Source organism: Nitrosovibrio tenuis (genome assembly GCF_900109785.1).
GTDB classification, from domain to species: Bacteria; Pseudomonadota; Gammaproteobacteria; order Burkholderiales; family Nitrosomonadaceae; genus Nitrosospira; species Nitrosospira tenuis_A.
In genome coordinates this window covers 15,310-40,845 of sequence record NZ_FOBH01000011.1, presented here as the reverse complement: position 1 = coordinate 40,845, position 25,536 = coordinate 15,310, and the positions used below count along the sequence as shown (strand labels likewise).

General features: G+C 53.2%; 23 protein-coding genes. 8 read left to right on the top strand and 15 right to left on the bottom strand.

Annotated elements, in window-relative coordinates; translation table 11 throughout:
* Positions 1–12: 12 nt before the first annotated feature.
* Positions 13–390 (bottom strand): cupin domain-containing protein, encoded by a 378-nt coding sequence (locus tag BMX00_RS11855; protein WP_177171854.1) that lies wholly within the window; start codon positions 388–390, stop codon positions 13–15.
* Between the two features lie 469 nt (positions 391–859).
* On the opposite strand from BMX00_RS11855, the gene lon reads away from it, so the two are divergent.
* Complete coding sequence (gene lon, locus BMX00_RS11850) at positions 860–3,235, top strand: endopeptidase La (RefSeq protein WP_090829226.1); 2,376 nt, start codon at positions 860–862, stop codon at positions 3,233–3,235.
* Positions 3,236–3,266: 31 nt separating this feature from the next.
* Here the strand turns inward: lon and BMX00_RS11845 are convergent, their stop codons facing one another.
* The 3 genes from BMX00_RS11845 to ppa all read right to left on the bottom strand — a co-directional run bounded on the left by BMX00_RS11845 (position 3,267) and on the right by ppa (position 5,586).
* A complete protein-coding gene (locus tag BMX00_RS11845) occupies positions 3,267–3,986 on the bottom strand; it encodes an intradiol ring-cleavage dioxygenase (RefSeq protein WP_090829225.1) in 720 nt (239 codons plus the stop codon).
* 247 nt (positions 3,987–4,233) lie between these two features.
* Positions 4,234–4,845, bottom strand: a complete 612-nt coding sequence (locus BMX00_RS11840; protein ID WP_090829224.1) for a GNAT family N-acetyltransferase — start codon at positions 4,843–4,845, stop codon at positions 4,234–4,236.
* Positions 4,846–5,037: 192 nt separating this feature from the next.
* The gene (gene ppa, locus BMX00_RS11835; protein ID WP_090829223.1) at positions 5,038–5,586 is read right to left on the bottom strand and encodes an inorganic diphosphatase; all 549 of its coding nucleotides are present in this window, start codon (positions 5,584–5,586) and stop codon (positions 5,038–5,040) included.
* A 77-nt stretch (positions 5,587–5,663) separates the two neighbouring features.
* Here ppa and BMX00_RS11830 point away from each other — a divergent pair, with 77 nt between their 5' ends.
* Both BMX00_RS11830 and BMX00_RS11825 read left to right on the top strand, forming a co-directional pair.
* The gene (locus BMX00_RS11830; RefSeq protein WP_245728032.1) at positions 5,664–6,494 is read left to right on the top strand and encodes an alpha/beta hydrolase; all 831 of its coding nucleotides are present in this window, start codon (positions 5,664–5,666) and stop codon (positions 6,492–6,494) included.
* 37 nt (positions 6,495–6,531) lie between these two features.
* Positions 6,532–7,194, top strand: coding sequence for a glycerophosphodiester phosphodiesterase (locus tag BMX00_RS11825; protein ID WP_090829222.1), 663 nt, complete (start codon positions 6,532–6,534; stop codon positions 7,192–7,194).
* A 249-nt stretch (positions 7,195–7,443) separates the two neighbouring features.
* On the opposite strand, the gene rpmE is transcribed toward BMX00_RS11825, so the two are convergent.
* The 4 genes from rpmE to BMX00_RS11805 all read right to left on the bottom strand — a co-directional run bounded on the left by rpmE (position 7,444) and on the right by BMX00_RS11805 (position 11,513).
* The gene (gene rpmE, locus BMX00_RS11820; RefSeq protein WP_090829269.1) at positions 7,444–7,668 is read right to left on the bottom strand and encodes a 50S ribosomal protein L31; all 225 of its coding nucleotides are present in this window, start codon (positions 7,666–7,668) and stop codon (positions 7,444–7,446) included.
* Between the two features lie 141 nt (positions 7,669–7,809).
* Positions 7,810–9,069, bottom strand: a complete 1,260-nt coding sequence (gene rho / locus BMX00_RS11815) for a transcription termination factor Rho (RefSeq protein ID WP_090829221.1) — start codon at positions 9,067–9,069, stop codon at positions 7,810–7,812.
* A gap of 139 nt (positions 9,070–9,208) precedes the next feature.
* Positions 9,209–9,535, bottom strand: coding sequence for a thioredoxin TrxA (trxA, locus tag BMX00_RS11810; protein ID WP_090829220.1), 327 nt, complete (start codon positions 9,533–9,535; stop codon positions 9,209–9,211).
* A gap of 280 nt (positions 9,536–9,815) precedes the next feature.
* Complete coding sequence (locus BMX00_RS11805; RefSeq protein WP_090829219.1) at positions 9,816–11,513, bottom strand: glutamine--tRNA ligase/YqeY domain fusion protein; 1,698 nt, start codon at positions 11,511–11,513, stop codon at positions 9,816–9,818.
* A gap of 37 nt (positions 11,514–11,550) precedes the next feature.
* Here BMX00_RS11805 and BMX00_RS11800 point away from each other — a divergent pair, with 37 nt between their 5' ends.
* The 4 genes from BMX00_RS11800 (at position 11,551) to hemB (ending at position 15,248) form a co-directional block, all read left to right on the top strand.
* On the top strand, positions 11,551–12,606 hold the full coding sequence (locus BMX00_RS11800) for a biotin--[acetyl-CoA-carboxylase] ligase (protein ID WP_342707158.1): 1,056 nt from the start codon (positions 11,551–11,553) through the stop codon (positions 12,604–12,606).
* Complete coding sequence (locus BMX00_RS11795) at positions 12,603–13,391, top strand: type III pantothenate kinase (RefSeq protein ID WP_245728031.1); 789 nt, start codon at positions 12,603–12,605, stop codon at positions 13,389–13,391. Before BMX00_RS11800 ends, BMX00_RS11795 begins: the two co-directional genes overlap by 4 nt.
* A 6-nt stretch (positions 13,392–13,397) precedes the next feature.
* On the top strand, positions 13,398–14,105 hold the full coding sequence (gene yihA / locus BMX00_RS11790; RefSeq protein ID WP_090829218.1) for a ribosome biogenesis GTP-binding protein YihA/YsxC: 708 nt from the start codon (positions 13,398–13,400) through the stop codon (positions 14,103–14,105).
* A 138-nt stretch (positions 14,106–14,243) separates the two neighbouring features.
* A complete protein-coding gene (gene hemB, locus BMX00_RS11785; protein WP_090829266.1) occupies positions 14,244–15,248 on the top strand; it encodes a porphobilinogen synthase in 1,005 nt (334 codons plus the stop codon).
* A 108-nt stretch (positions 15,249–15,356) separates the two neighbouring features.
* Here hemB and BMX00_RS11780 read toward each other — a convergent pair whose 3' ends face one another.
* The 7 genes from BMX00_RS11780 to cysK all read right to left on the bottom strand — a co-directional run bounded on the left by BMX00_RS11780 (position 15,357) and on the right by cysK (position 23,732).
* Positions 15,357–17,681 carry a penicillin-binding protein 1A gene (locus tag BMX00_RS11780; RefSeq protein WP_090829217.1) on the bottom strand — a complete coding sequence of 775 codons (2,325 nt, stop codon included), beginning with the start codon at positions 17,679–17,681 and terminating at the stop codon, positions 15,357–15,359.
* 238 nt (positions 17,682–17,919) lie between these two features.
* On the bottom strand, positions 17,920–18,300 hold the full coding sequence (locus BMX00_RS11775) for a SirB2 family protein (RefSeq protein WP_090829216.1): 381 nt from the start codon (positions 18,298–18,300) through the stop codon (positions 17,920–17,922).
* 2 nt (positions 18,301–18,302) lie between these two features.
* A complete protein-coding gene (locus tag BMX00_RS11770) occupies positions 18,303–18,782 on the bottom strand; it encodes a hypothetical protein (protein WP_090829215.1) in 480 nt (159 codons plus the stop codon).
* Between the two features lie 286 nt (positions 18,783–19,068).
* The gene (locus BMX00_RS11760; RefSeq protein WP_425433898.1) at positions 19,069–20,538 is read right to left on the bottom strand and encodes a dihydrolipoyl dehydrogenase; all 1,470 of its coding nucleotides are present in this window, start codon (positions 20,536–20,538) and stop codon (positions 19,069–19,071) included.
* Positions 20,539–20,651: 113 nt separating this feature from the next.
* Positions 20,652–21,437, bottom strand: a complete 786-nt coding sequence (locus BMX00_RS11755) for a tetratricopeptide repeat protein (protein ID WP_245728030.1) — start codon at positions 21,435–21,437, stop codon at positions 20,652–20,654.
* 358 nt (positions 21,438–21,795) lie between these two features.
* The gene (epsC, locus tag BMX00_RS11750; protein WP_090829212.1) at positions 21,796–22,758 is read right to left on the bottom strand and encodes a serine O-acetyltransferase EpsC; all 963 of its coding nucleotides are present in this window, start codon (positions 22,756–22,758) and stop codon (positions 21,796–21,798) included.
* Complete coding sequence (gene cysK / locus BMX00_RS11745) at positions 22,755–23,732, bottom strand: cysteine synthase A (RefSeq protein ID WP_090829211.1); 978 nt, start codon at positions 23,730–23,732, stop codon at positions 22,755–22,757. Before cysK ends, epsC begins: the two co-directional genes overlap by 4 nt.
* Before the next feature lie 473 nt (positions 23,733–24,205).
* Between cysK and aroA the strand changes: the two genes are divergently transcribed.
* Entirely contained in the window at positions 24,206–25,519 is a 1,314-nt protein-coding gene (gene aroA / locus BMX00_RS11740) for a 3-phosphoshikimate 1-carboxyvinyltransferase (protein WP_090829264.1), read from the top strand.
* Positions 25,520–25,536: the final 17 nt, after the last annotated feature.

Sequence of the window (25,536 nt, the reverse complement as noted above, 5' to 3'; positions counted from 1 at the left end):
CTCCCCCTCAGGTCAATCGCCCCCTTTAAGTCCTTTTCCTCCTGTAGGTCCTTCCCCGCCTTTAGGTCCCCAGAAAACCACCCATGTGCCAAAGTCGCCGGAGAAATTCTCGAACCGGTGCTCGACGTTGGCCGGTACAAACAGGCAATCCCCTTCCTTGAACGGGTGGCGCTCCTTGTTTATGACAAGCACACCCGTTCCTTTATGGATGAAATAGACCTCATCCTGCTCATGCGGCGTTTGCGGATCGTTGCCGACCGGAGCGTAATATTCCACTGACATAGAGCCATGGGCGAGCCCTACGGCGAATGGTTCTCCCATTGGCCACTCTACCGTGGCCGGACCCGGAATGCGGGAGAGCACTTCTTCTACGGTTGCCTTAACTTTCAACGGAGGACCCCTGCACGATGATTGATGAACCCCAGATTTCTCTTATCCGGGGAGGTTGGCCGTTCAACAAACGGCTGGGGCACTACGGTGCTGTTGCCCTGTTTCCGATTGTATGGAGTCGGTGCCGGGTATGCAATGTCCTGGGTAACACGTGCTATGTAAGATGCCCGCTCTGGGGGGGGTGCATATCGTCCAGTTTGGCAAATGGAGATCGCCATTGCGGAGATCGCCATTGATCAGGCTTTGCCAGGCTGCTGGAGTTGGGCGAGTCCGATATTAAAAGCTGATCGGGTTGACGTGAGGTCGCTCCGTGCTAGACTGGGATAAGGGATAACTGCATCGGATAATTCTACTGCAACGGTTGCCTGTCATCTTTCTTGAATGACGGGATCGCGGAAGGACGGCAGCGCGAGCGGGAGCTTCCGCGCAAGTAATCTAGAAACCTTTTTTTATAGCCGAGGGAGTCGCCATGGGAGAGCTTATCGTAGCCAGGCACGAATTACCCGAGGACGTCATCCCGCTGGTGCCCATGCGCAACGTAGTATTGTTTCCCCATGTATTGACTGCCGTCACCGTCGGGCGTGCGAAATCGATTGCCGCGCTGGAGCATGCGCTGCGCGCTAACGCCCCGCTAGGCATCGTTTTGCAACGGGATCCGGCCCTGGACGATCCCGGGCTGGATGCGTTGTTCAACATGGGTACAGTGGTCAGTGTCGTTCGCCATCTCGCATCCTCTGATGGGCTTCGTCATGCAGTATGCCAGGGCAACGAGCGCTTCGTCATCGAAGAACTGGTGGAGGGATATCCGTTTTTGGCCGCCCGTATACGCCATATCGCGGAACCGTCAGAGGTGTCGACCGAGGCGGAGGCGCTTGCCATGCAACTGCGCGAGCGTGCGGTCGAGATTCTGTCGCTGTTGCCCGGTGTGCCCGCGGAACTCGCGCATGCGCTGCAAGCCGCGCGTGCACCATCGCATCTCGCAGATATAGTCGCCAGTCTTCTCGATACCGAAGTGAATGAGAAGCAGGTATTGCTGGAAACCGTGAGTACCGAAGAACGGTTACAGAAAGTGCTCCAGATTCTGTCGCGACGGATCGAAGTACTCAGGCTGTCGCACGAAATTGGCGAACGTACTAAAGAACAACTTGAAGACCGCGAACGCAAATTTTTGTTGCGTGAGCAATTGAAAACGATTCAGAAAGAGCTTGGTGAAACTGAAGGCGACGATGAGGAAATTGCCAAGCTGAGCGAGGCTATCGACAAAGCCGGCATGCCTGAGGAAATCGAAGCGCAGGCGCGTAAAGAGTTGCAGCGGCTACAGAGAATGCCTGCGGCATCGAGCGAATATTCGATGCTGCACACTTATCTTGAGTGGATGACCGAGCTGCCCTGGCGGTTGCCGGCTGATACACCGATTGATCTGGATGCCGCACGCCAGATTCTGGAAGCGGATCACTTCGGGCTTGAGCGTGTCAAGCAACGCATTGTCGAATTCCTGGCGGTACAAAAGTTAAAACCGCAGGGACGCGCGCCGATCCTGTGTTTCGTCGGACCGCCTGGAGTTGGCAAAACTTCTCTCGGTCAAAGTATCGCGCGTGCATTGCAGCGGCCATTCGTGCGTGTGTCATTGGGCGGTGTGCACGACGAGGCCGAAATGCGCGGCCACCGCCGCACATATATCGGCGCGATGCCGGGAAACATCATGCAGAGCCTGCGCAAGGCCCAAGCCCGCAACTGTGTCATGATGCTAGACGAGGTCGACAAAATGTCTGCCAGTCTTCATGGCGATCCATCGGCCGCATTGCTCGAAGTGCTGGACCCGGAGCAGAACTCTACTTTCCGCGACAATTATTTAGGTGTGCCTTTTGATCTGAGCCGTGTTGTCTTCATCGCCACGGCCAATGTAATTGATAACGTGCCGCCTCCCGTGCGCGACCGCATGGAGATAATTGACCTGCCAGGCTATACGCGCGAGGAAAAACTTCAGATTGCGCTGCGCTACCTGGTGAACCGGCAACGCGAGGCCAATGGTTTGAGCGAAGGGCAATGCGAAATAACGGTCGCGGCACTGGAGAGTATTATTGCGAATTACACCCGTGAGGCCGGCGTACGCCAGTTCGAACGTGAGATCGGTCGCGTCATGCGCCATGCCGCCATGCGTGTCGCCGAGAATGCGCAGGTCCAGGTGCGTGTCGATGCGGAGGATCTGGATGCCATACTCGGCCCCGCGAAATACGAGCATGAGATCGGGTTGCGCGCCAGCCTGCCAGGTGTGGCCACCGGTCTGGCATGGACACCCGTAGGCGGCGATATTCTTTTTATTGAAGCGACCCGAGTGAGCGGGCGCGGGCAACTGATTCTGACCGGACAGCTCGGCGGCGTCATGAAGGAAAGCGCTCAGGCGGCGCTCACCTTGATGAAAGCGCGTGCGGACGATCTCAATATTCCTGCATCAACATTCGATTATTTCGACGTGCATGTGCACGTGCCGGCAGGTGCCATTCCAAAAGATGGCCCAAGCGCCGGGGTGGCTATGTTCATAGCGCTTGCTTCGCTTTTTACCGACCGGCCAGTGCATCACGATGTGGCCATGACTGGCGAGATCAGTTTGCGCGGTCTGGTACTGCCTGTAGGGGGCATCAAGGAGAAAGTGCTTGCCGCGCAACGCGCAGGTCTGCGTGCGGTGCTGCTGCCGGCGCGCAACGAGAAAGATCTGCGTGAGGTACCGGAAGCGGCGCGTGCCTCATTGCAATTTATTTTTCTTGAAACGGTGGATGATGCGATCCAGGCATCGCTGGGTCAGCGGGGCGCCCGGCGCGCCGGGTCTGAGTTCAAGCTGGTCTGAGCATGGGACGACCCCCGTGCGAGCGTATGAACTATTTCGCGTAGCCCATCTCAAGCCCGACGTCGAACGATCCGGTATAACCCTGGTCGACCTGGGCTAGCTTGAGCATGAGTTGGTTTCCTCCTCGCAGGTATATGCTGTCGTCTTCATTTCTCGTTCTGGATGGCCGCGGGTTTTTTCTGGCATAAGCCGGCTGCTCATGCACCCGGTCCGTAATTAAATCATCGAAGTAAAATTGCGACGTAAACTCGTAGGCCTGCATCGTTTTCGGGTCGGTACGGATCTTGAAATGAATATGAACCGTTCTGCCCGGGTACCATCCGGGATAAATCGTGGTAAATCGCACGCCGCCGTTTGTGTCCGTGATTTGATATCCACGCAGGAATTTTTTTCCAACGGTATTAAAATGACTATCCATGACATCTGAATAGATCCCCTGGGCGTCGCAATGCCAGATATCCACCACAGCGCCGACGAGCGGCTTGCAGCCGGTCTTGCCTACCGAAAAGACGCGTATATCGAGCGTGAGCGGCAACCCTTCCTTTATCGAACCATCGGAAGGATCGGAACGGATATCCGCGCGACGTAAATGCTCATCAACGAAGTAGGGTCCCTCCGTCTGCTGGGGTGTTGCGATACAAGAGAACATTTTTCGAGTTACCTCCCCGTCGCCAGAGCTAGCCGACGAATGTCCATTAAGCATGGTTATGCCGGTAGCACCGAGCAGCGCAAGCATTTTTCGCCGATTCATCGTTCACCCATTGGCAGCAGTTATGAAACGTTGCCGGTTTCTGACATAGTTGGATGACTTTTACGCTTTTGAAGTTCCGAAAACTCAGTATAGTCTGGACCAGAAGTAACGTACAGTAAGGGCAGGCCCATCCAGGCATGAGAAACGGTTTGGGGGAATTCCACTGATACGATTCACCGGATTGACCCGTCCAGGTAGGGGAGTTTTTTAGGGGGAGTTTTGGCTTAACAGAGGCGTTGTGAGGGGGTCAGGAAGCGCGATGGGTACCGTCACCGTTCAGCAGGAGTTTGCTCAACAGGTTGTTTTTCACCGAAGGCCATTCATGCTGAAGTATTGAATAGACGACCGTATCACGGATGGAGCCATCACGCATTACTTGATGACTCCGTAAAATGCCGTCCTGTTTGGCGCCAAGTCGTTCAATTGCGGCTCTGGAAACCTGGTTGAAGTAATGCGTTCGAAACTCTACCGCAATGGCTGCTTTTTGCTCAAAAACATATTGAAGGAGCAAAAACTTGCTTTCGGTATTTACGCCTGTTTTACAGGCTGATCTTGCGTACCAGGTATAGCCGAGCATTGGCCTTCTGTTGGTTTCGTCCACATTATAGAAACGTGTAGTGCCCACGATTCTGTTGGTATCGTTAAGCCTGACAGCATATGCGGTATGGCCTTTTTTTGCATTCTCGATGGCTTTAGCTACATAGTTTTCCATGTCATCCGGGGAGGGGACGTTGGCAAACCAGAGTTTCCAAAATTCTCCGTCCCTCACTGCGGACTTCAAGGGTTCGACATGATCCATGCCGAGGGGATCAAGCGTTACAACAGTCCCCTCCAGTTTTATCGGTTCAAGCCAGCTCATCTTTTCAAGGCTTTATGCTTCGCATCGTCCAACCCTTTGCAAGGTCAGGAAATAGACGCATTGCGTCATTGAGGGCTTAGCCCCGGAATCAGTCAAAACCAGCGGCAAAGCGCTGCACCGCATGGAACCCTTTCCCGTATTTGTCTAAGCTGCTTGCTCCGCGGAAGCTGATAACATATTCACTCCTGTCTCTCAGAACATCGGTTTCTTCTTGGCCGAGTTATAGCGCTTGACCCCGCCCATAATCTCGGCTGTCGCTCCCTTGACTCCGACCCATCCTTTTATCTTGACCCATTTGCCGGATTCCAGGTCTTTGTAGTGAGCAAAAAAGTGCGCGATTTGTGAAAGCACCAGTTCAGGCAAATCGTCATAGGACTTTTTCTTACGATAGAGACCGCACAGCTTGTCGATAGGCACAGCCAATATTTTGGCGTCTTCGCCGGCCTCATCGGTCATGGTCAACATGCCCAGCGGCCTGCAACGCACGACTACGCCGGAGATGAGCGGCACCGGCGAGATAACCAGCACATCCACCGGATCACCATCTTTCGAAAGCGTATGAGGGATATAACCATAGTTGCAAGGGTAGTGCATGGACGTTGACATGAAACGATCAACAAACATCGCGCCTGTTTCCTTGTCTACTTCGTATTTGATGGGATCGGCGTTCATAGGTATTTCTATGATGACGTTGAAATCATTGGGCACGTCACGGCCAGAATTGACCCGATCGAGATTCATTTGTGTTCCTGGCTCCTTGCAACTAAAGAACTGTCTATTATAACCCCGAGTCCGAGGATCAAACCCAATTTCAATCCATGCCGCCCCTGCGTATGCTATTCAACTTCGCTGTCATGGCCGTGATTGCTTATGTCTTACTGGCAGGGGTCCTGTTTTTTTTCCAATCGCGCCTCATCTATTATCCCGATTACGGCCGTCACATTGCCATAACGCCTGTTGATGCGGGGCTCGCCTACGAGCCCGTCGAAATTTCCACTGTTGATGGTGAAACGCTGCACGGCTGGTTTGTGCCGGCGCCTGCCGCAACAGGAACGGTGCTGTTTTTTCATGGCAATGCCGGCAACATTTCTCATCGTATGGAATACGTTTCGATGTTTCACAGGCTTCATTACAATACATTCATTTTCGATTACCGCGGCTATGGGGATAGCACCGGGGCGCCTTCAGAACCCGGCACTTATCGTGATGCTCAGGCCGCATGGGAATATCTTACGAAAAAACGGAACACCCAGCCCGACCGCATCGTATTGTTCGGTGAATCCCTTGGGGGCGCGGTTGCTGCGTGGCTCGCAGTGAGGGAACGACCCGCATTGCTGGTGCTGGCTTCCGTATTCACTTCGATACCGGACATGGGAGCAAAACTTTATCCATTCTTGCCAGTGCGGTTGCTGTCCCGCTTCGAATACAACACTCTGGAGTCCCTGAGGTCAGTTACCAGTCCAGTTTTCGTCGCGCATAGTCCGAGTGATGAAATCGTGCCGTTCACGCAGGGTCAGGCATTGTATGAGGCGGCACCGCATCCCAAGCAGTTTCTTGAGTTGCAGGGCGGGCATAACAATGGGTTCATTTTCATGAGGAAAGAATGGGCGGATGCACTGGATGAATTTATTCGCATGAACCTGAGATGAAATGGCGTCGAAATCCTGCTTACCCCAACACTAAATTATGTTGATACTCGCTCATCGCGGCTATCACGCCGCAGTTCCTGAAAACACCTTGGCGGCCTTTGAAGCGGCAGTAACGGTAGGCGCCAACGGTATCGAAACCGATGTGCGCATCAGCCGCGATGGTCTGCCCATATTGATCCATGATCGCGTGGCGCCATCCGGCGAGGCAGTGGCCAATCTTACCCGAGCTGAAATTGAACAGATTCTCGGCCATGAAATACCGACCTTGGATGAAGCGCTGGAAAGCTTTCCCGACATCCTCTGGAATATCGAGATCAAATCCTCGGCGACGCTGTCTTCAGTGATAAGCGTGATTAAAAAGCATCAGGCCCGCCACCGTATTATCATCACATCCTTCTGCCATGACCTGGTGGCGGTCTGCGCGTCCTTGCTTAAAGTCAATTGCGGCTTCCTGTTGGCTCATCGGCCGCGGACGCTGGATTCCCTGCTGGCTGATTTCAACGCTAACGGCAATCCCAGGATCAACCATATTGTGTGGGACTATGAGGTTCTGGATGGTGTTCTGTTGAAGCAGGCGGCCGAGAATGGCTTTCGCAATTTTGTGTACGGTCCGGTGACTAAAACGGAGCACGACAATTGCCGGGAATTGGGCGTGGATGGGGTAATTACCGATTATCCACTTTTGGCGCAAACTGCGTAGTCAGAGTCGCGGAGTTGCTGTGCTTGCGCTCAGCGCCTACAGATACCATTCCGGGAAAGATGATTCGAAAGGTGCTGTTTGGTCCCTTTGATCCTCATGGGAGCATTTGTCGCGGAAAATAAAAGTCATTAAAACGAAAGGGCAGCTTGAAGCTGCCCTTTCAGTTGCCCCTAATGCCCATTTATTTTCTTCATAACTCCAGTGTGTTCCTTCGCTACAGATCAAACGGAAAACCCAAGGCGAAGTGGATCAAGCTGTTGCCTGTTTTTCAGGCTTTTTACCGTATTTCTGACGGAATTTTTCAACCCGCCCGGCGGTATCGACTATTTTTTGCTTGCCGGTATAGAACGGATGGCACACCGAGCAAACTTCGATATGCAACGGCTTGGTCATGGTGGAACGTGTCTGGAACGTGTTGCCGCAACTGCAGGTGACGGTAATTTCCTGATAATTCGGGTGAATGGCTACTTTCATGGCAATTAATCCTTGAGCTGCATCGCCCGGCAACATGAGTGGCGGACGAGCGGAAAAAACGTATATTATCTTATAATCGGGTGGTGGTTTGCAACAAGAGTGTCCTGAGTGAGCAAGGGTCTTCTCAAGCACGAGGTGTATCTATACCCGCCGCATCGAGTCGAAGAAATCCGCGTTGTTTTTGGTGGCCTTGATCTTGTCGAGCAGAAATTCCATTGCTTCCATGTCGTCCATGGGGTAGAGCAGTTTGCGTAGCACCCAGATCTTCTGCAGTACCTCCGGCTTGATCAGCAACTCTTCCCTGCGCGTACCAGAGCGGTTGACGTTGATCGCGGGGTAGGTGCGTTTTTCCGCCATGCGTCGGTCAAGGTGGATTTCCATGTTGCCGGTGCCTTTGAACTCTTCGTAGATGACGTCATCCATGCGCGAGCCGGTATCAACCAGCGCGGTGGCGATGATGGTAAGAGACCCGCCTTCTTCGATATTCCGCGCTGCACCAAAAAACCGCTTGGGGCGCTGCAATGCGTTGGCATCGACGCCGCCAGTCAATACTTTACCGGAAGCGGGCACAACCGTATTGTATGCACGCGCCAGACGCGTGATCGAGTCCAGCAGTATGACAACATCCTTCTTATGCTCTACCAGCCGCTTCGCCTTTTCAATTACCATGTCGGCAACTTGCACATGGCGTACGGCGGGTTCATCAAACGTGGAAGAAATAACTTCGCCTCTGACCGAGCGGATCATCTCGGTGACTTCTTCGGGGCGCTCGTCTATCAGCAATACCATTAGGATAACGTCAGGGTGATTGGCCGCGATCGCGTGGGCGATATGTTGAAGCATGACCGTTTTTCCCGATTTTGGGCTTGCTACCAGCAGGCCGCGCTGCCCCTTGCCAATGGGAGCGATGAGGTCGATGATGCGGCTGGTAATGTTTTCTTCGGCTTTGATGTCGCGCTCAAGCTGCAACCGTCCGGTGGGGAATAGCGGGGTGAGATTTTCAAACAGTATCTTATGCTTGGAGTTTTCCGGCGGTTCGCTGTTGACCTTATCCACCTTGACCAGGGCAAAATAGCGTTCGCCATCTTTTGGGGTACGGATTTCGCCTTCAATCGAGTCCCCCGTATGCAGGTTGAAGCGCCTTATCTGGCTGGGCGAGACATAAATGTCATCAGGTCCGGCCAAATATGACGTATCCGGTGAACGCAAGAAACCGAAGCCATCCTGCAAGACTTCCAGAGTACCTTCGCCGAAAATACTTTCGCCTTTCCGCGCTTGGTTTTTCAGCAGTGCGAAAATGAGATCCTGCTTTCGCAGACGGTTGGCACCATCGATTTCATTGGCGATGGCCATCTCTACCAGTTCGGTGACATGGAAGTTCTTGAGGTCGGATAGATGCATGAGTGAAACTCGCGGGTGAAGAACGGGAAACGTAACGCGTCAGAGAACGTTGGGGGAAACTGATGGGGCAGGGCTAGAATTAGAAGCGGCGAATTGGCTCGGATTCCGCTTTAGGGAGACAGCTATAAGATTAGCGTGTTTAGATATGACTGTCAATAAATGCAGTCAGCTGGGACTTGGATAGAGCGCCAACCTTCGTTGCCTCGATATTACCATTTTTGAACAGCATGAGCGTAGGAATACCCCGAATGCCGTATTTTGGCGGCGTAGCCTGATTTTCATCAATATTGAGCTTAGCTACTTTCAAACGGCCTCCATATTCCTTCGCAACCTCATCAAGGATGGGTGCGATCATCTTGCACGGCCCACACCACTCCGCCCAATAATCCACTAGCACAGGTACGGCTGACTGCAATACTTCGGTTTCAAATGTTCCATCGGAGACGGAATGAATATGCTGACTCATGAGGCTCTCATTCAAAAGTTAATGTATTGAGGCTAGGGGGGTGGGCGCAAACCGAGGATATTGATTTCAGTCTGACATTACGTTGCCAATTCGTTGCCAATTTCTCAACAGTAATATTATATGCTAGCGAAAAAATATGTGAAAGGGAAGCTTTATCAGGCAGCAGCACCGGCGTAATAAAGTGGCGCCCGGGCAACCCATGGAAAAGGAACTTCATTATAACCACATTGCATCTGCATGTGAACTATGGCCTGACGCATTGAGGCCAAAATCGCTGCTCTTACCCGGCTTTTCCCCATGAATCCCTCAGCGTCACCGCACGGTTGAACACCGGCTTCCCCGGCACAGTATCCTTATGGTCGGCGACGAAGTACCCGTGGCGCTCGAATTGAAAGCGTTCTTCCGGCTGAACCCGGCTGAGCGAGGGTTCCACATAGGCGGTAATAACCTTCTTGGAGTGGGGATTGAGAAAACCTTTGTAATCCTGGCCTCCTGCGTCGGGATGAGCATGGGTAAACAGACGGTCATAAAGCCGTACTTCGGCTTGCTGCGCATGTATGGCGGAGAGCCAGTGAATATTCCCCTTGACCTTGCGCTTGTCCGCTCCCTCTGTGCCACTCTTGGTGCCAGGGTCATAGGTACAGTGAATTTCCATGACTTCACCATCGGCATTTTTTACCACATTCGTGCACTTTATTACATAAGCATAGCGCAGCCGGACTTCGACGCCCGGCGAGAGGCGGAAGTAGCCTTTCGGCGGCGATTCCATAAAATCGTTGCGTTCGATATAGATCTCTTTTGACAGAGGTATTACGCGATTCCCCCACTCGGGCTTTTGCGGATGGTTCGGCGCTAAACAGTCTTCCACGCCGTTTTCCGGATAATTGTCGATAATGACCTTCACTGGCTCTAGGATGGCGAGGCGTCGGGGGGCACGCTCATTCAGGTCTTCGCGAAGGCAATCTTCCAACACACCCATATCGATCCAGGAGTCGGCTTTGCTGACCCCGATCCGTTCGGCGAAGAGGCGGATGGACTCCGGGGTATATCCTCGGCGCCGCACGCCTGCCAGCGTATTCATGCGGGGATCATCCCAGCTATCGGCGAACCCATCCTCAACCAGTTCAATCAGTTTGCGTTTGCTCATCACGGTATAGGTGAGATTGAGCCGCGCAAATTCTATTTGCTGCGGATGGCATGGCACCACATCTGCCAATTGATCCAATACCCAGTCATAAAGCGGACGGTGATCCTCGAATTCAAGTGTGCAAAGCGAATGCGTTATTTTCTCCAGCGCATCGGAAATGCAATGGGTGTAATCATACATGGGGTAGATACACCACGTATTCCCGGTGCGGTGATGGCGAACATGGCGAATACGGTAGAGGACTGGGTCGCGCAGGTTGATGTTGGGAGAAGCCATGTCGATTTTGGCGCGAAGGACGTGCTTGCCATCGGGAAATTCTCCGGATTTCATTCGGCGAAACAATTCAAGATTTTCTTCGATGGTGCGTTCGCGGTATGGGCTGTTCTCCCCAGCCTCGGTCAGGGTGCCGCGGAGCGCGCGAATCTCCTCGGCAGTAAGACTGTCCACATATGCCTTGCCTTGCCTGATAAGGTATTCGGCGCATTCGTAAAGCTTGTCGAAATAATCGGAAGCGTAGTGAAGGTGCGTGCCCCACTCGAAGCCAAGCCATCTGACGGACTCACATATCGAATCGACATATTCCTGCTCTTCCTTTTCCGGATTGGTATCGTCGAAGCGCAGATGGCATATTCCGTTATATTCCTGGGCAAGACCGAAGTTCAAGCAAATGCTTTTAGCATGCCCGATATGTAAATAGCCGTTGGGTTCTGGTGGAAAACGGGTTTCGACTCGCCCGTTCCACTTGCCAGTGCGATTGTCTTCATCGATGATGCTGCGAATGAAATTGGAAGCGGACGGTGCGGGAGAGTCGGTCGCAAGCTTATCTTTCAAGTGAGCCTCTCATGAGATATACGAGCCGATCATTATAATGGCAATTGCGTTTTCGCTTGATTTACACATCACCTTGGGATATTGCACTACACTGACTATCATGAAGCCGCTTACCTTTTCCGTTCTGCGCCTCTTGAGCGACAGCGAATTTCGTTCCGGGGAAACCATTGCCCAAGGCTTGGGAATTTCGCGCACGAGCGTATCCTACGCGCTTCGCGGCGTGCAGGAAGCCGGCGTGACGGTACAAAAAATCCACGGTCGGGGTTACCGCCTGCTTGATCCGGTGCAATGGCTGGACCGGGATATCATTCTGAAGCATCTCGGCCAAGAAAAGGCGGACAATTTTAACCTTGAAGTCATGGACATTATCGGGTCGACCAACAGCTTCCTGTTGCAGAGAATCCCTATGGAATTGAATTCCGGCGATACTCGTGTTCATGCGGTAGCGGCGGAGTTGCAGACAAACGGACGTGGACGGCGGGGCCGGCAATGGCATTCCGGTCTGGGTGACGGACTTACCTTTTCTTTGTTATGGCAATTCCAGCAGGGCGCGAGTTTCCTGTCGGGTTTAAGCCTTGCGGTTGGGGTAGCAATGATACGGGCGCTTGAGTCCAGCGAAATCAAAGGCGCATCACTTAAGTGGCCTAACGACGTGATGTTCAATTTCTGCAAACTCGCAGGCATACTGATCGAATTGCAGGGAGATATGTTTGGGCCCACAGTTGCCGCGATCGGTATCGGGATCAACTTGAAATTGCCGAAAAGCGTACAGGCGCGCATAGATCAGGGTGCGACGGATGTGTTTTCAGTCACCGGTGAACTGCCTGATCGAAATAAACTGCTCGCTGCGCTGCTGGTTAATCTCGCGATGGCCTTGAGAGAATTCGAGCGGGGTGGGCTTGCGCCGTTCATGGAAGAATGGGAAAGATACCACATTTTCAAGAATAAACCCGCGACACTCCGGTTGCCCGATGGCACAACTCAGGAAGGAGTGGTAGATAGCGTCGCCAATGATGGCTCTCTCCTGTTGCGAACTGCATCAGGGATTCAGCGTTACAGCACCGGCGAGATCACTCTGCGCCGGACGACATGATAAAGTCTCTTTTGCTCACGGTGGATTCAGGCAACACAAATATCAAGTGGGGCCTGCATGATGGGCGCGGATGGCTGAGGCAAGGGGTAACAGGGCAAGGCAATAAGGCACTGCTGGAGCGGGAGTGGGGTGATCTTCGAGAGCCCGCGCGCGTTATCATATCGAATGTAGCAAACGCTCAAGCAAAATCCGATCTGTCGGAATTATTGTCCCGTTGGGAAATTGAGCCGCAATGGGCTAACGCTACCGCCTATCAGTGCGGCGTGCGCAATTACTACCAGGACCCCGCGCAGCTCGGTAGCGATCGCTGGGCGGCGCTGCTTGCAGCGTGGCAATTGCAGCGGCAAGGTTGCCTCATTGTGGATGCGGGCACGGCCGTGACTATTGATGCCTTATCCGATACAGGAGAATTTCTTGGCGGCATCATTATTCCCGGTATTGATCTGATGCAGAAAGCATTAACAGGGAATACCGCTTCCCTGAAATCTGAAACAGGTAAATTTCGCGATTATCCTGACAGTACCGCCGACGCCATCTACAGCGGCGCATTACATGCGATCACAGGTGCCGTTGAGCGCATGACCACGCTCCTCAGCGTCACCCTCGGCCGCGTGCCTGACTGTATACTCAGCGGCGGCGCCGCGCCGCAGTTGCAACCCCAGCTTCACGTAAACGCTATAGTGGTGGATAATCTGGTTCTTGAAGGTCTGGTAGTGATTGCTCAGGAAAATTCTGAAGTCTTGAAATTACCTGAGGAGGAACACGAGAAGAGGTCGTCAGGTTGATAGTACATGTCTGTTTTTCAGCGCGCAGCATTCTACACCACCGTTAACCGGTTGGTGGACCTGCCCGCGCCTGATGGAGTGGAAATAGCCTTCGCCGGGCGGTCCAATGCAGGCAAGTCGAGCGCTATCAACTCTCTGGCCCATCGCGGCCGTCTCGCTTTCGTCAGCAAAACACCCGGGCGTACCCAGCACATAAATTACTACCAGCTCGGAAATAGTCGTTTTCTCGTAGACCTTCCAGGCTACGGTTATGCTAGAGTGCCACCCGAAGTGCGGCGGCATTGGGAACATCTGATCGGAGGGTATCTTCAAACCCGGACATCCCTCTACGGCATGGTACTCATCATGGATGTGCGGCATCCACTCACTCCGCTTGATCGCCAGATGCTGGCGTGGTTCGCGTCAACCGGTAAACCCGTCCATGTGCTGCTGACGAAGTCAGACAAGCTTACCAGGCAGCAGGCAGGGCGAGCCCTTAAGGATGTGCTTGCTTTTTTGCGTGAAAGTTATCCGCAATGCACCGTACAATTATTTTCCAGTATGACCAGTGAAGGTGTCGAAGAAGCTGCCGCCTTGCTTGGTGCATGGCTGGGACTGGGTACAGTCGACTCCGGGATGAGTCTCGCTTCAAAAACAGATATTAATGGAGAAGTCGCGCCAGAAATAAAAAACCCCCGGTTAAAGGGGAATAAAACCGGGGGCAAACTACCTTAATTAGGGATTAAGGTACCCGCTCAGGGAGGAAAAGCGGGAGACAAATAAACAACGTCTGCCAATAAGATAGATAATTTGGGGATAAGTTCCCCCTTTTTGATTTTTTATCCATTTATTTCATTTTTCCGCGAAAATCATATGTCGGTTTTCAGTCAATTTCCCCAGAAAAGAATGAGGCGCATGCGCCGTGACGAATTTTCGCGTCGTTTGATGCGTGAGAATTATTTGTGTTCAGATGACCTGATCTATCCTGTGTTTGTGCTCGACGGGACGAAGCGTGAGGAGGCGGTGTCTTCAATGCCCGGCGTGATGCGGCAGAGCCTCGACATACTGATTTACCAAGCGGAAAAATGTCTGCAACTGGGAGTGCCAGCGATGGCAATTTTTCCAGTTATCGATCGCGATCTTAAAACTCTGGACGCCGCCGAGGCCCTTAATCCCCACGGGCTTGTGCCAAAGACAGTGAGCGAGCTGAAGAAACGTTTTCCTGAACTTGGCATTATCACGGACATTGCTTTGGATCCTTACACCAGCCATGGGCAGGATGGGTTGATCGATGCGAACGGCTATGTCATGAATGATGAAACTGTAACGGTGCTGGCGCAGCAGGCGCTGACACATGCTCAAGCAGGCGCCGATGTGGTGGCGCCATCAGATATGATGGATGGGCGCATCGCCGCGATTCGGGTCGCGCTTGAGGGCCGCAAGTACATCCATACCCGTATTCTTGCTTATTCGGCGAAATATGCTTCCAGTTTTTACGGTCCTTTTCGAGACGCGGTAGGCTCTGCCGCCAGCTTGGGCACAGGCAATAAATACACCTATCAGATGGACCCTGCCAATTCGGACGAGGCATTATGCGAGGTGGGCCTGGATCTGGAAGAGGGTGCGGATATGGTAATGATAAAGCCTGGCTTGCCTTATCTTGATATCGTGCGTCGCGTCAAAGACCGGTTCGGGGTGCCAACCTTTGTTTATCAGGTCAGCGGCGAATACGCCATGCTCAAGGCGGCTGCACAGAATGGCTGGCTGGACGAGAAAACCTGTGTTCTTGAATCCTTACTGGCGTTCAAGCGAGCGGGCGCCGACGGTATCTTGACCTATTATGCACTGGATGCGGCGGAGTGGTTAAAGCGGGACTAGGGAGGAGGGACTAGGAAGACTAGGGACCTCTGAGCGGTCCGCCCCGACTTGGGGGCGGATCCAGGAACGTTGATTTTCGGTTGATCGAAAGTCACCTAAAATTGCGGGTCATTGCGAGAAAAATTCCTTTATCAAATCCTCAGCCGACTTCAGCGCCTCCTCCACTTTATTTTCAGTCTCAGGTGGAAGCTGCTCATCTAGGAAATACTCCGTCATAGTTCCTTCACGTTCTCTCAAGCCGGTCGCCGGATTGATTTTGGCTATTGTGATGCCCGAAGGCGGCGCGTATGACGCCATCGGGACGCCTTTCAATACCTTGCTCATATAACTCATCCACATCGGCAACGCCGCGTGGCTGCCGGTTTCGTTATTGCCTAACGTACGCGGGGTATCAAAGCCAATCCAGGCGATTGCAACCAGATCGGCCTGGTAACCGCAGAACCACGCGTCTACATAATTGCTGGTGGTACCTGTTTTTCCGGCCAGATCAGGACGGCCTAACTGTTTTGCCTTGGTGGCAGTGCCTCGTTGCACCACATCCTGCATCATGCTGGTCATAAGAAACGCATTGCGCGGATCGATGATCTGCTTGGCATTCTCCCTTGCCAACACGGGGTTTGCCTGTTCCAGTATCTTGCCTTTCTCATCCTCTATGCGTTGGATGAAATAGGGCGCTATACGAAAACCGCCATTGGCAAACGCAGCATAGCCTACCGCCATCTGTATCGGCGTTACGGACCCGGCGCCTAACGCCATAGGTAGATAGGGCGGGTGCAGCTTTGGGTCGAAACCAAACCGGGCGATATAATCCTGTGCGTATTGAACACCCATGGCTTGAAGAATACGAATCGATACCAGATTTTTTGATTTTGCCAAGGCTTCGCGCATGCGTAACGGACCTTCATAGTTTCCATCGAAATTTCGCGGGTCCCATTGATCGCTTCCAGTTTCCTCGGCAGTAAAAGAAAGCGGCGCATCATTGATGACCGTGGCCGGCGTAAAACCCTTTTCCAGGGAGGCGGAATAAATGAAAGGTTTGAAACTGGAGCCTGGCTGGCGCCAGGCCTGTGTAACGTGATTGAACTGGTTGCGGCTGAAGTCGAATCCGCCCACCATGGCGCGAATTGCGCCATCCCTTGGATCGATGGAAACCAGCGAGGCTTCGACCTGAGGAAGCTGCACGATTTGCCACGCGCCCTTTTCACCCTTCTTTATACGAATTAACGAGCCCGGGTGAATGTTTTGTTTACCGGCGCTCCCTTTGCCATTCAGAAATTTGTGTGCAAACTTGAGGCCGTCGCCGGTGATTTCGACAATTTCTCCACCTTTACGATAAGCCCGCACCAGCTTGTTGTCCGCTGCCAGCGCCACCGCAGCATGAATGTCATCGCTGTCGGCAACTTCCTGTAGTGCATCTTCGAGAAACTCTTCCCGGTCCGCGCCATTATTTGGCAATTCAATGGAGGCTTCCGGGCCCCGGTAACCGTGGCGCCTGTCGTAATCTATCACGCCTTGGCGTACAGCTTTATACGCGGCCTCCTGATCCAGTCGCCGTACCGTGGTAAAGACCTTGAATCCTTTGGTATAGGCATCTTCCTGATGGCGTTCATAGACGGCTTGACGGGCCATTTCCGCCACATAATCCGCACGCATCGTGAATTCTTGTGATTCCCGCTTGGCGCGTACGGGCTCCTTTTCCGCTGTCTTGAACTCCTGGTTGGAGATATAGCCCAGTTCGTGCATGCGCCGAAGCACATAAAGTTGCCGCGTCTTGGCGCGTTTGGGATTGACTACCGGATTATAGCGAGAAGGTGCTTTAGGCAAACCGGCAAGCATTGCGGCTTCAGGAAGGTTAATCTCGCGCAGCGGCTTGCCAAAATAAACCTGTGCCGCGGCAGCAAATCCGTAAGCACGTTGACCCAAATAAATCTGGTTGAAGTAGAGTTCGAGGATTTCGTCCTTGCTCAAACTATGTTCAATCTTGAAGGCAAGCAGCGCTTCGCTGAATTTTCGAGATAAGGTTTTTTCTTTTGTCAGGAAAAAATTGCGCGCTACCTGCATAGTGATCGTGCTCGCGCCTTGCCGCATTCCGCCGGAAGTGAAATTTGAATAGGCTGCGCGTAATATACCGACGTAATCGACCCCACCATGCTGATAAAACCGGTCATCCTCCGCAGCCAGGATTGCCTGCTTGAGCCGTTGCGGTGCTGCACTGATCTTGATGACCTCGCGGCGTTCTTCGCCAAATTCACCAATCAGCAGCCCTTCAGCGCTATACACGCGCAGGGGAACTTTCGGACGGTAATCGGTCAGCGCTTCAAGCGAGGGTAGCGTAGGAATAGCAACCAATGCAGCAAAACCGGCCAGCAAAATGCCAAGCAGAGCGAGTGCAAAAAAAGCGGCGAGCGCGTAAACCCACCAACGCGCTAGCATGGGCAGATAAATTTCAAGGAGGGGGTCAAAATGAACATATGCAATTATAACAAGTCGATCCGACCCTCATACCAAAAATCGAGATGGTTGAGTCGAGATGATCGAGCCCAAGGATGATCGAGCCAAAGATAATAGGGCTTAAGGCGATTTGAATTGGCCGCTCACTGGACCAGTTGACCAGTCGAACTGCACTATTGGGATATGCTTGTATGTTTACCAGAGGAGCAAGGCTAGTTGCCTAGAAAAGCAGTACAGGATTTTTAGTCAGGGCAACCAGAACGATATAAAGAAAGACAGCCTGAGCCCCGATCCATGCGGAAATTCTAGTCTTGCGGGTTCTTCCGAACTTCAACGCCATCATGCCGAGACCGATATAAACGAATAATCCGGCGACCTTGGCACTCAGCCATGGATCATGGATCGGGTCTTGCTGGATCCGGGTAGCCAGGGTAATGGCGCTTACCAGTAATACTGTATCTACCAGGTGCGGAGTTATTTTTACCCAGCGCTGTTGCAGGACGGCCGATCCCTGCATCATCCACATGCTGCGCAAAGAAAATAGCAGATAACTGATTATCACGCTGGTGACATGAATCATTTTTAGTACCGCATAGCTCATGTCTATCCTCCATGCATCCAGCCGTGGCTGCCCGCCACAGCTCCGGCAACCGCGACTAGGCTCAGGCTCAGCATTATCCAATGCATGCGCTGCATTCTCGCAAAGGTTTTTCGGGGGTCGTGCTCCGCCATATTATTGATCTGACGCCGCAGCACGAACGGTTCCACCACGAATAACATCAAGGTAAAGATCAGCCATACCAGCACCATGGCGTGCATCCACCAGAAGCGCAATTCGGTAAAGCGATGCCACGCATCGAGTATGTGAACCATGTAAAAACCGCTCAAGCCAACCACTAACGTAGTAAAGCGCGCCTGAGGAGCGAAACGGCTTTCGATGCGGCCGAAAAACCCTGTTCGCTCGGATGCCGAGCTCATCTGTGCCATAGCCGGAATCAGGACCGTCGTAACCATTGCCACACCGCCGATCCACAATATTACGCCTAGCACATGGAGTACCCTGGCAAATGCAAACTCATTCATAAAAAATGCCTCCTTGTTGGTCCCAATATTTATTCATAAATGGGTATTCTTCTCTGAATGGGCTCGCCTGTGAGGTGAATGGTACGATCATGCTGTGCACCCGGAATTACACGAGGTTCACACTGGGGTTCACACAGTCTGGTCGCGATTTGGACCGGATATTCGGTAAGGAATTCCTGGTTTCATTGACAATCTCAATCTTTCTTAAAATTAACGGTCGGGTTTTTACGATGGTTCGCTGGGCACAGACCGTGGTGTTTCTCAAAACCCAATTGATCTGACCATCTCAATCCAGTGCCTCAACGTTAAAGGCGCTGCAGCTGCCGAGGTCGGATTCATTTCCAGCGGGCAATTGTGCCGCCAGATCGCGCAGTGCAGTTCGCAGACCTTCTTCCAGAACGGGATGGTAGAACGGCAGGCGCAAAAGATCCTGCACCGTAAGAGAGCGTTCTATGGCCAGCGCCAGCAAATGTGCCATATGTTCCGCTGCAGGGGCGCACATTTCCGCACCCAGCAGCCGACCACATTCGGGCTCGGCATACAAACGCAAGATGCCCTGGTTGCGCTGGCCAGCCCGGGCGCGGCTTTGATGCTCGAACCGTACTTCCCCTACCAGTATATTTTTGCCATTCAGCGATTGGAAGGGGCTGCCTACGGTTGCCATCTCAGGTTCGGAGAAGACAATCGCAAGTGGAACTCGGCGGGCAAAGCAAAACGGCATAGTACGAGTGGCGTTGATCCCGGCTATATGCCCTTCGTCGGCCGCTTCATGCAACAGAGGTTTGCACCCGTCAACATCCCCGGCCATGAAAATCGGGAGATCGCCTATTTGCATCGTATGAGGATCGACCGGGGGCAGACCGTGCTCATTGAGCCCAATGCCCAAGGTTTCGAGTCCGAGATTATCGATATTGGGCTGCCGACCCAAGGCAACGAGAATGCTGTCAACCACAATTTCCTCAGTGCCAGCAGCACGCACGCGCAACTCGCTCCCAAAAGTATCCAGATCAGCCTTTTCGCCTGAATGCAGCGAAAACTCATGTTTTAAAAGCTCTATCGCAACAGCATTGACTTGCGGGTCGCTGAGGCCTGCAATGGCGGCTTGCTCCGAAAAAGCTACTACATTCACGCCGAGCCGAGAGAGGGCCTGTGCCATTTCGACGCCGACAGGCCCCAAGCCTATCACCGCCATGCGGGAAGGCAGGGTTATCTGTTCGAATAAAGTATCCGTAGTAAGTACTTGCTTGCTAAAAGCACGCCAAGGGGCCGGTATCACCGGCCGCGATCCGGTGGCGATGATAATGCTGCGGGATCGGAGCTCTCGCCCATTGACTTCTACCCTCCCAACACCAAGCAAACGGGCACGGCCCGAGATGGCGCGATCGCCCAGCGCGTCGGTAGTTTTCAGTGTGCCTGCAACAAAGCTGTCCCGTAGCCGGCGTACGCGCCGCATCACGGCGGCAATATCGAGCGTGAGGTGTTCCGCGCCCCGGATACCGAATTCAGGGAACGTATGACGATGATGAAAAGCGTTTGCTGCCTCGATCAGCGTCTTGGAGGGCATGCAACCCACTCGGGCACAGACTGTTCCCCATTGCCCATCATTAATGAGAACAAAATTGCATGTACGTTTCTCCACTTCCCGCAACGCGGCCAGACCTGCACTGCCGGCCCCGATAATAATGACATCCAATATTTCATCCATGGCGGTTGCTCCGTCGGCGCTGGCGTTTAAACGGAAATCCTTCGCAGTCACGAACCCTCGGGACTTCCCCTGGATTATTTCAAACTTTCAATTGAGGCGTCAAAAAGCGGATGGGTCCGGGCTTTTGTTCGAAGGTGAGGCACCGGGGAAAGCTATCGGATCAGCTATTGTAGTGATCCCGCTTCGGATTCTGGCTCAGCCTTGGCGGCACTATTATTAGGTATTCTGGATTTTGCCCGCGAAGTGAGCCATTCCCGCGAAGTTTTTTGCGCTTGGGCAAGCTGTTTACTGCTGAGAGATCGCATGACTTCATCCCGGGCCGCCACAGCCTGCTGTATGCCCGCGGCAGCGGCGAGATTCAGCCAGACATAACTCTGCACATGGTCAATAGCCAGACCATAACCCGTGCGATAGATGAGACCCAGTTCATACTGGGCAAGAGCGTAGCCTTGTTCCGCCGCTCGTTTGAGCCATTTTGCAGCCTCGGCGAAATCCTGAAGGGCGCCGTTTCCGGTTAAATACAGCAGCCCAAGCTTATACTGTGCGTCGGCCTCCCCATTTTCGGCGTTCTCCTGGTACAACTGCACCGTGAAATGATGGTCATCCATGCGATTTTTTAATGGAGGGGGAGATGACTGGGGAGATGGCTTGGCATTGGCCGCCGGTTGTGCGCCTTTTAATGGTTTCGCGTCGGCAGGGGGGGTGCTCACGAGTTCCCCTGCACTCAGAGACGATTTGCCAGCGCCAGGCATGGCAACGTGTTCCGGTTCGCTCTTAGATGCCGCCACGATCGGCTGGCTACCCATATTTTGTTCGATAATGAGCCAAACCGCTGCAATCAACATGGCGCCGAGGCCCAATAGTGCCCCCGCAGCATAATATGCGTTGGGATTTCGTACCCAAAAGCGTTCTTTGCATTCGCGGCAGCGGATTGGTCTGAGGAACAGCATCCCCCCTGTACGTTCCCCCGGCCTTACACGAGAGCTGTGCGTTTTATCACTTCCGCACTTAATGCATTTCGTGTACATAATGCTCCGTATCGTTTGCCGTCCTGATGGAATCCAATTTATTCCATTGGTTTCCGGACAGTCTAAGTATTGGCCAGTTAGGCGTCAACCTGGATTGAAAAACGCCACTGGCTGAATGTCATGGACAGCTTAAACAGCTTGAATCTCTTCTCTCCAGTTGCCCAAGAGCAGTAGGCAAACATACTACACTATAGGGACTGCAGTCTCGAGTCGAGATAGCGTCCACTCAGGTGTCAAGGCGTGCAGCGGCCAACCTCGATCTCGATCTTGCCCTCGATTTTTAGATTCCCGCGCCCTGGTCGAATACCTCATTTCGAGTCTGCGCCTGAGAGACGTTGCTGCCGGGCGGCACGCTGCGCGTGAGCCATACATTGCCACCAATGGTCGAGCCACGGCCGATGGTAATACGGCCGAGAATAGTGGCGCCAGCATAAATAACCACATCATCCTCGACAATGGGATGACGTAAGTTGCCTTTTACCAGGGCACCATGCTCATCCACAGGGAAACGCTTCGCGCCCAGGGTTACGGCTTGATAAAGCCGTACATGTTCGCCAATGATGGCGGTTTCCCCGATCACGACTCCTGTACCGTGATCAATGAAAAAGCTGCCGCCTATCTTCGCTCCCGGATGAATTTCAATACCCGTTGCGGAATGGGCAATTTCCGAGATCATGCGAGCGATCAAGGGTGCACCCAGACAGTGCAGTTCGTGGGCAAGCCGGTAGTGTGTAATTGCAGTGATGCCCGGATAGCAGACCAGTACCTCGTCTATGCTTCGCGCCGCGGGATCCCCTTCGTACGCTGCCTGGATATCGCTCTCCAGCAGACTGCGTACATGTGGCAGTCGCTTGGCAAACGCCCGGATAATGGCGGCGGCCTGCTCCCGATCGGCAATGCCGGCATTGCTTGTCGCCTCCAGTCCCGATACAAATCGAAGTTCACGGCGCACCTGTACCAATAGATCGCGGAGCGTCACATCCAGCATATGCCCGACATAATAATCCACGCTTTCATCGGTAAGATCGGGCAAGCCCAAACGGTTCGGGAAAAGCACTGCCCGCAAGCCATCCGCGATGCCCACTAATATCTTGCGGGAAGGTAGCTTGGGAGGCCTGTCACGTCTCTGCCGATCTTCCAGCGATCTTAAGCGCAAGGTTCTAAGCTCGGAAACAACCCTATCGATTTGGAAGCTTGGTGTTGCTAAAGATGAGCTGGCGTCTTGCCTGGTCTTTGGTGTCATTGTAGCGATCCGTCTGTGTCAAACGCATCCTCGAAGAGGATGGAGCTCAAGTAGCGTTCTCCCGAGTCGGGCAGGACGACCACTATCGTTTTACCGGCGTTTTCAGCACGGATGGCATAGCGCACCGCCACGGCTACCGCAGCGCCGCATGAGATTCCCGAAATAATACCCTCCTCGCGCGCAAGGCGGCGAGCATAGCGTATCGCCTCTTCATTGCTGACCTGCTGAATGTCATCCACCAGTGACAGATCCAGATTTCCCGGTACGAAGCCCGCTCCGATTCCAGGTATTTTATGCGGTCCGGGTTTTAACGGCTCACCGGCGCGCTGTTGGGTAAGTACCGGGCTTTCGGATGGCTCAACAGCAACGGAAGTGATCGATTTTCCCCTGGTTTTCTTGATGTAGCGCGAGACGCCGGTTATCGTGCCCCCTGTGCCTACACCGGCAATAAAAATATCGATGACGCCGTCCGTATCATTCCATATTTCAGGTCCTGTCGTGCGCTCATGGATGGCGGGGTTGGCGGGATTGGTGAATTGTTGAAGCAATACATACCGGTCGGGGTCGGAGCCGACAATTTCCTCGGCTTTTGCTACTGCGCCTTTCATGCCCCGTGCACCTTCCGTAAGAATCAATTTTGCACCATAAGCAGTGAGAAGTTTGCGCCGTTCCTGGCTCATGGTTTCAGGCATGGTCAAGGTCAACGGTATCCCGCGCGCAGCCGCTACAGAGGCAAGGGCGATGCCGGTATTACCGCTGGTCGGCTCCACCAGTTCTTTTCCCGGATAAAGCAGTCCCCGGGATTCCGCATCCTCTATCATTGCCGCGCCGATGCGGCATTTCACCGAATAGGCGGGGTTGCGGCCCTCAATTTTAGCCAACACTGTCGCTGGCGCATCGATTGCAACGCGGTTGAGTCGTACCAGCGGAGTGTGTCCGATGGATTGCGAGTTATCTTTGAACCAGTGCGCCATCTGGACTTCCTTCCATGTGATGCCTGCGAATCTCGGAATAAGTCCTGCGACTTATTTTCAGGTGTTTCTTTGTACTTTGTAGCACGAGGAATAAAGTGAAAATCGAGTATTAAAGGCTCCCCCTTATGAAATGCCTTTGTATATTAAGCAGATATTAAACAGTCGAGTAGTTAGTTGCAACGCGTTCTGAAGAAAATGGGCCGTGACGAAAATTTCGGTAAATTCCATTATTGTGCCGTCGCATTGCTGAGCTGGTCAATCATATATCTATCTCAGCCAGTTACGCGACTGGAAGGGTATCACCATCAGTCGGGAAAACCGGGGATACGTCAGTCGGAATTGTTATAATGCGGGGTTTGCCGTTTAGCGCCAAACTCGAAACTGGACGGCGCCTGGCATTGCTCGGAAGACGGCCGACGTCCCAGGCAAATCTCAGGCGAAAATCATCCGTTAATAAAGATTTAATATGCATAATGAATTTTATTGATCTGCCGGCGGTCAAGACTGCTCAAGGCGTGGTGCGCTTGCCCGGCTCCAAAAGCATTTCGAATCGCATATTGCTACTTGCCGCGCTGGCTGATGGTTTCACTGACATTCGCGATTTGCTGCTTTCCGATGATACGGCACGTATGCTGGACGCGCTAGGAGGTTTGGGGGTCGGCATCGTTCAGGCTGATGGGAATCATTATTGTATACGGGGTGTGGCGGGGCGGTTTCCGCTGCGGTTCCCGGTAGGCGAAGCAGATTTATTTCTGGGCAATGCAGGCACCGCGTTTCGTCCGTTGACCGCGATACTGGCGCTGGCGCAAGGTAATTACCGCTTATCCGGAGTACCCCGCATGCATGAACGTCCGATCGGCGATCTGGTGGACGCGCTGCGCCAGTTGGGTGCGGATATCACCTATCTTGATAAGGAGGGTTTTCCTCCGCTGCAAATTAAGCCTGCCAGAATTCATCCAAATGCGATAACGGTTAAAGGCGACGTGTCCAGTCAGTTCCTGACCGGCTTGCTCATGGCGTTGCCCTTATCCGCATCCGTTGCGGGCGAAAAACCAAGCATAACAGTGGTGGGAGAACTGATTTCACAGCCTTATATCGAACTGACCATTGCCCTGATGGCCCGTTTCGGCGTAAAGGTTGAGCGTGACGAGTGGCGTCGCTTCACTCTGCGCGCTGGCCAAAGCTATCGCAGCCCAGGCGAGATTTTTGTAGAAGGGGATGCCTCCTCCGCTTCGTACTTTCTCGCCGCAGGTGTTATCGGTACAGGCCCTGTCCGGGTGGAAGGGATAGGGCAGGGCAGTCTTCAGGGCGACCTTCGTTTTGTCGATGTGCTGCAAGAAATGGGAGCCGATATCAGGCTAGGCAATAATTGGATCGAAGCGCGGGCACCCAGATCCGGGTATCTGCGGCCGGTGAATCTTGATTGCAACCATATTCCCGATGCCGCCATGACGCTCGCTGTCGCGGCGTTGTTCGCTCGCGGTACTACCATACTCAGGAATATCGCCAGTTGGCGGGTAAAGGAAACCGATCGCCTTGCGGCGATGGCGAAAGAGTTACGGAAGCTGGGCGCTAGCGTTGAGGAAGGCCGTGATTTTCTGCGTATCACGCCTCCAGCCGGGGGGCTGATTGCGCATAGCGCGATCGACACCTATGAGGACCACCGGATGGCCATGTGCTTCTCGTTGGCGTCGTTAGGGGCGGCGGTGAGGATCAACAATCCTGATTGCGTGAGTAAGACGTTTCCTGATTATTTCGAGAAGTTCGCATCAGTAGTACAAGCCTGATCATAACTGTTTGATCA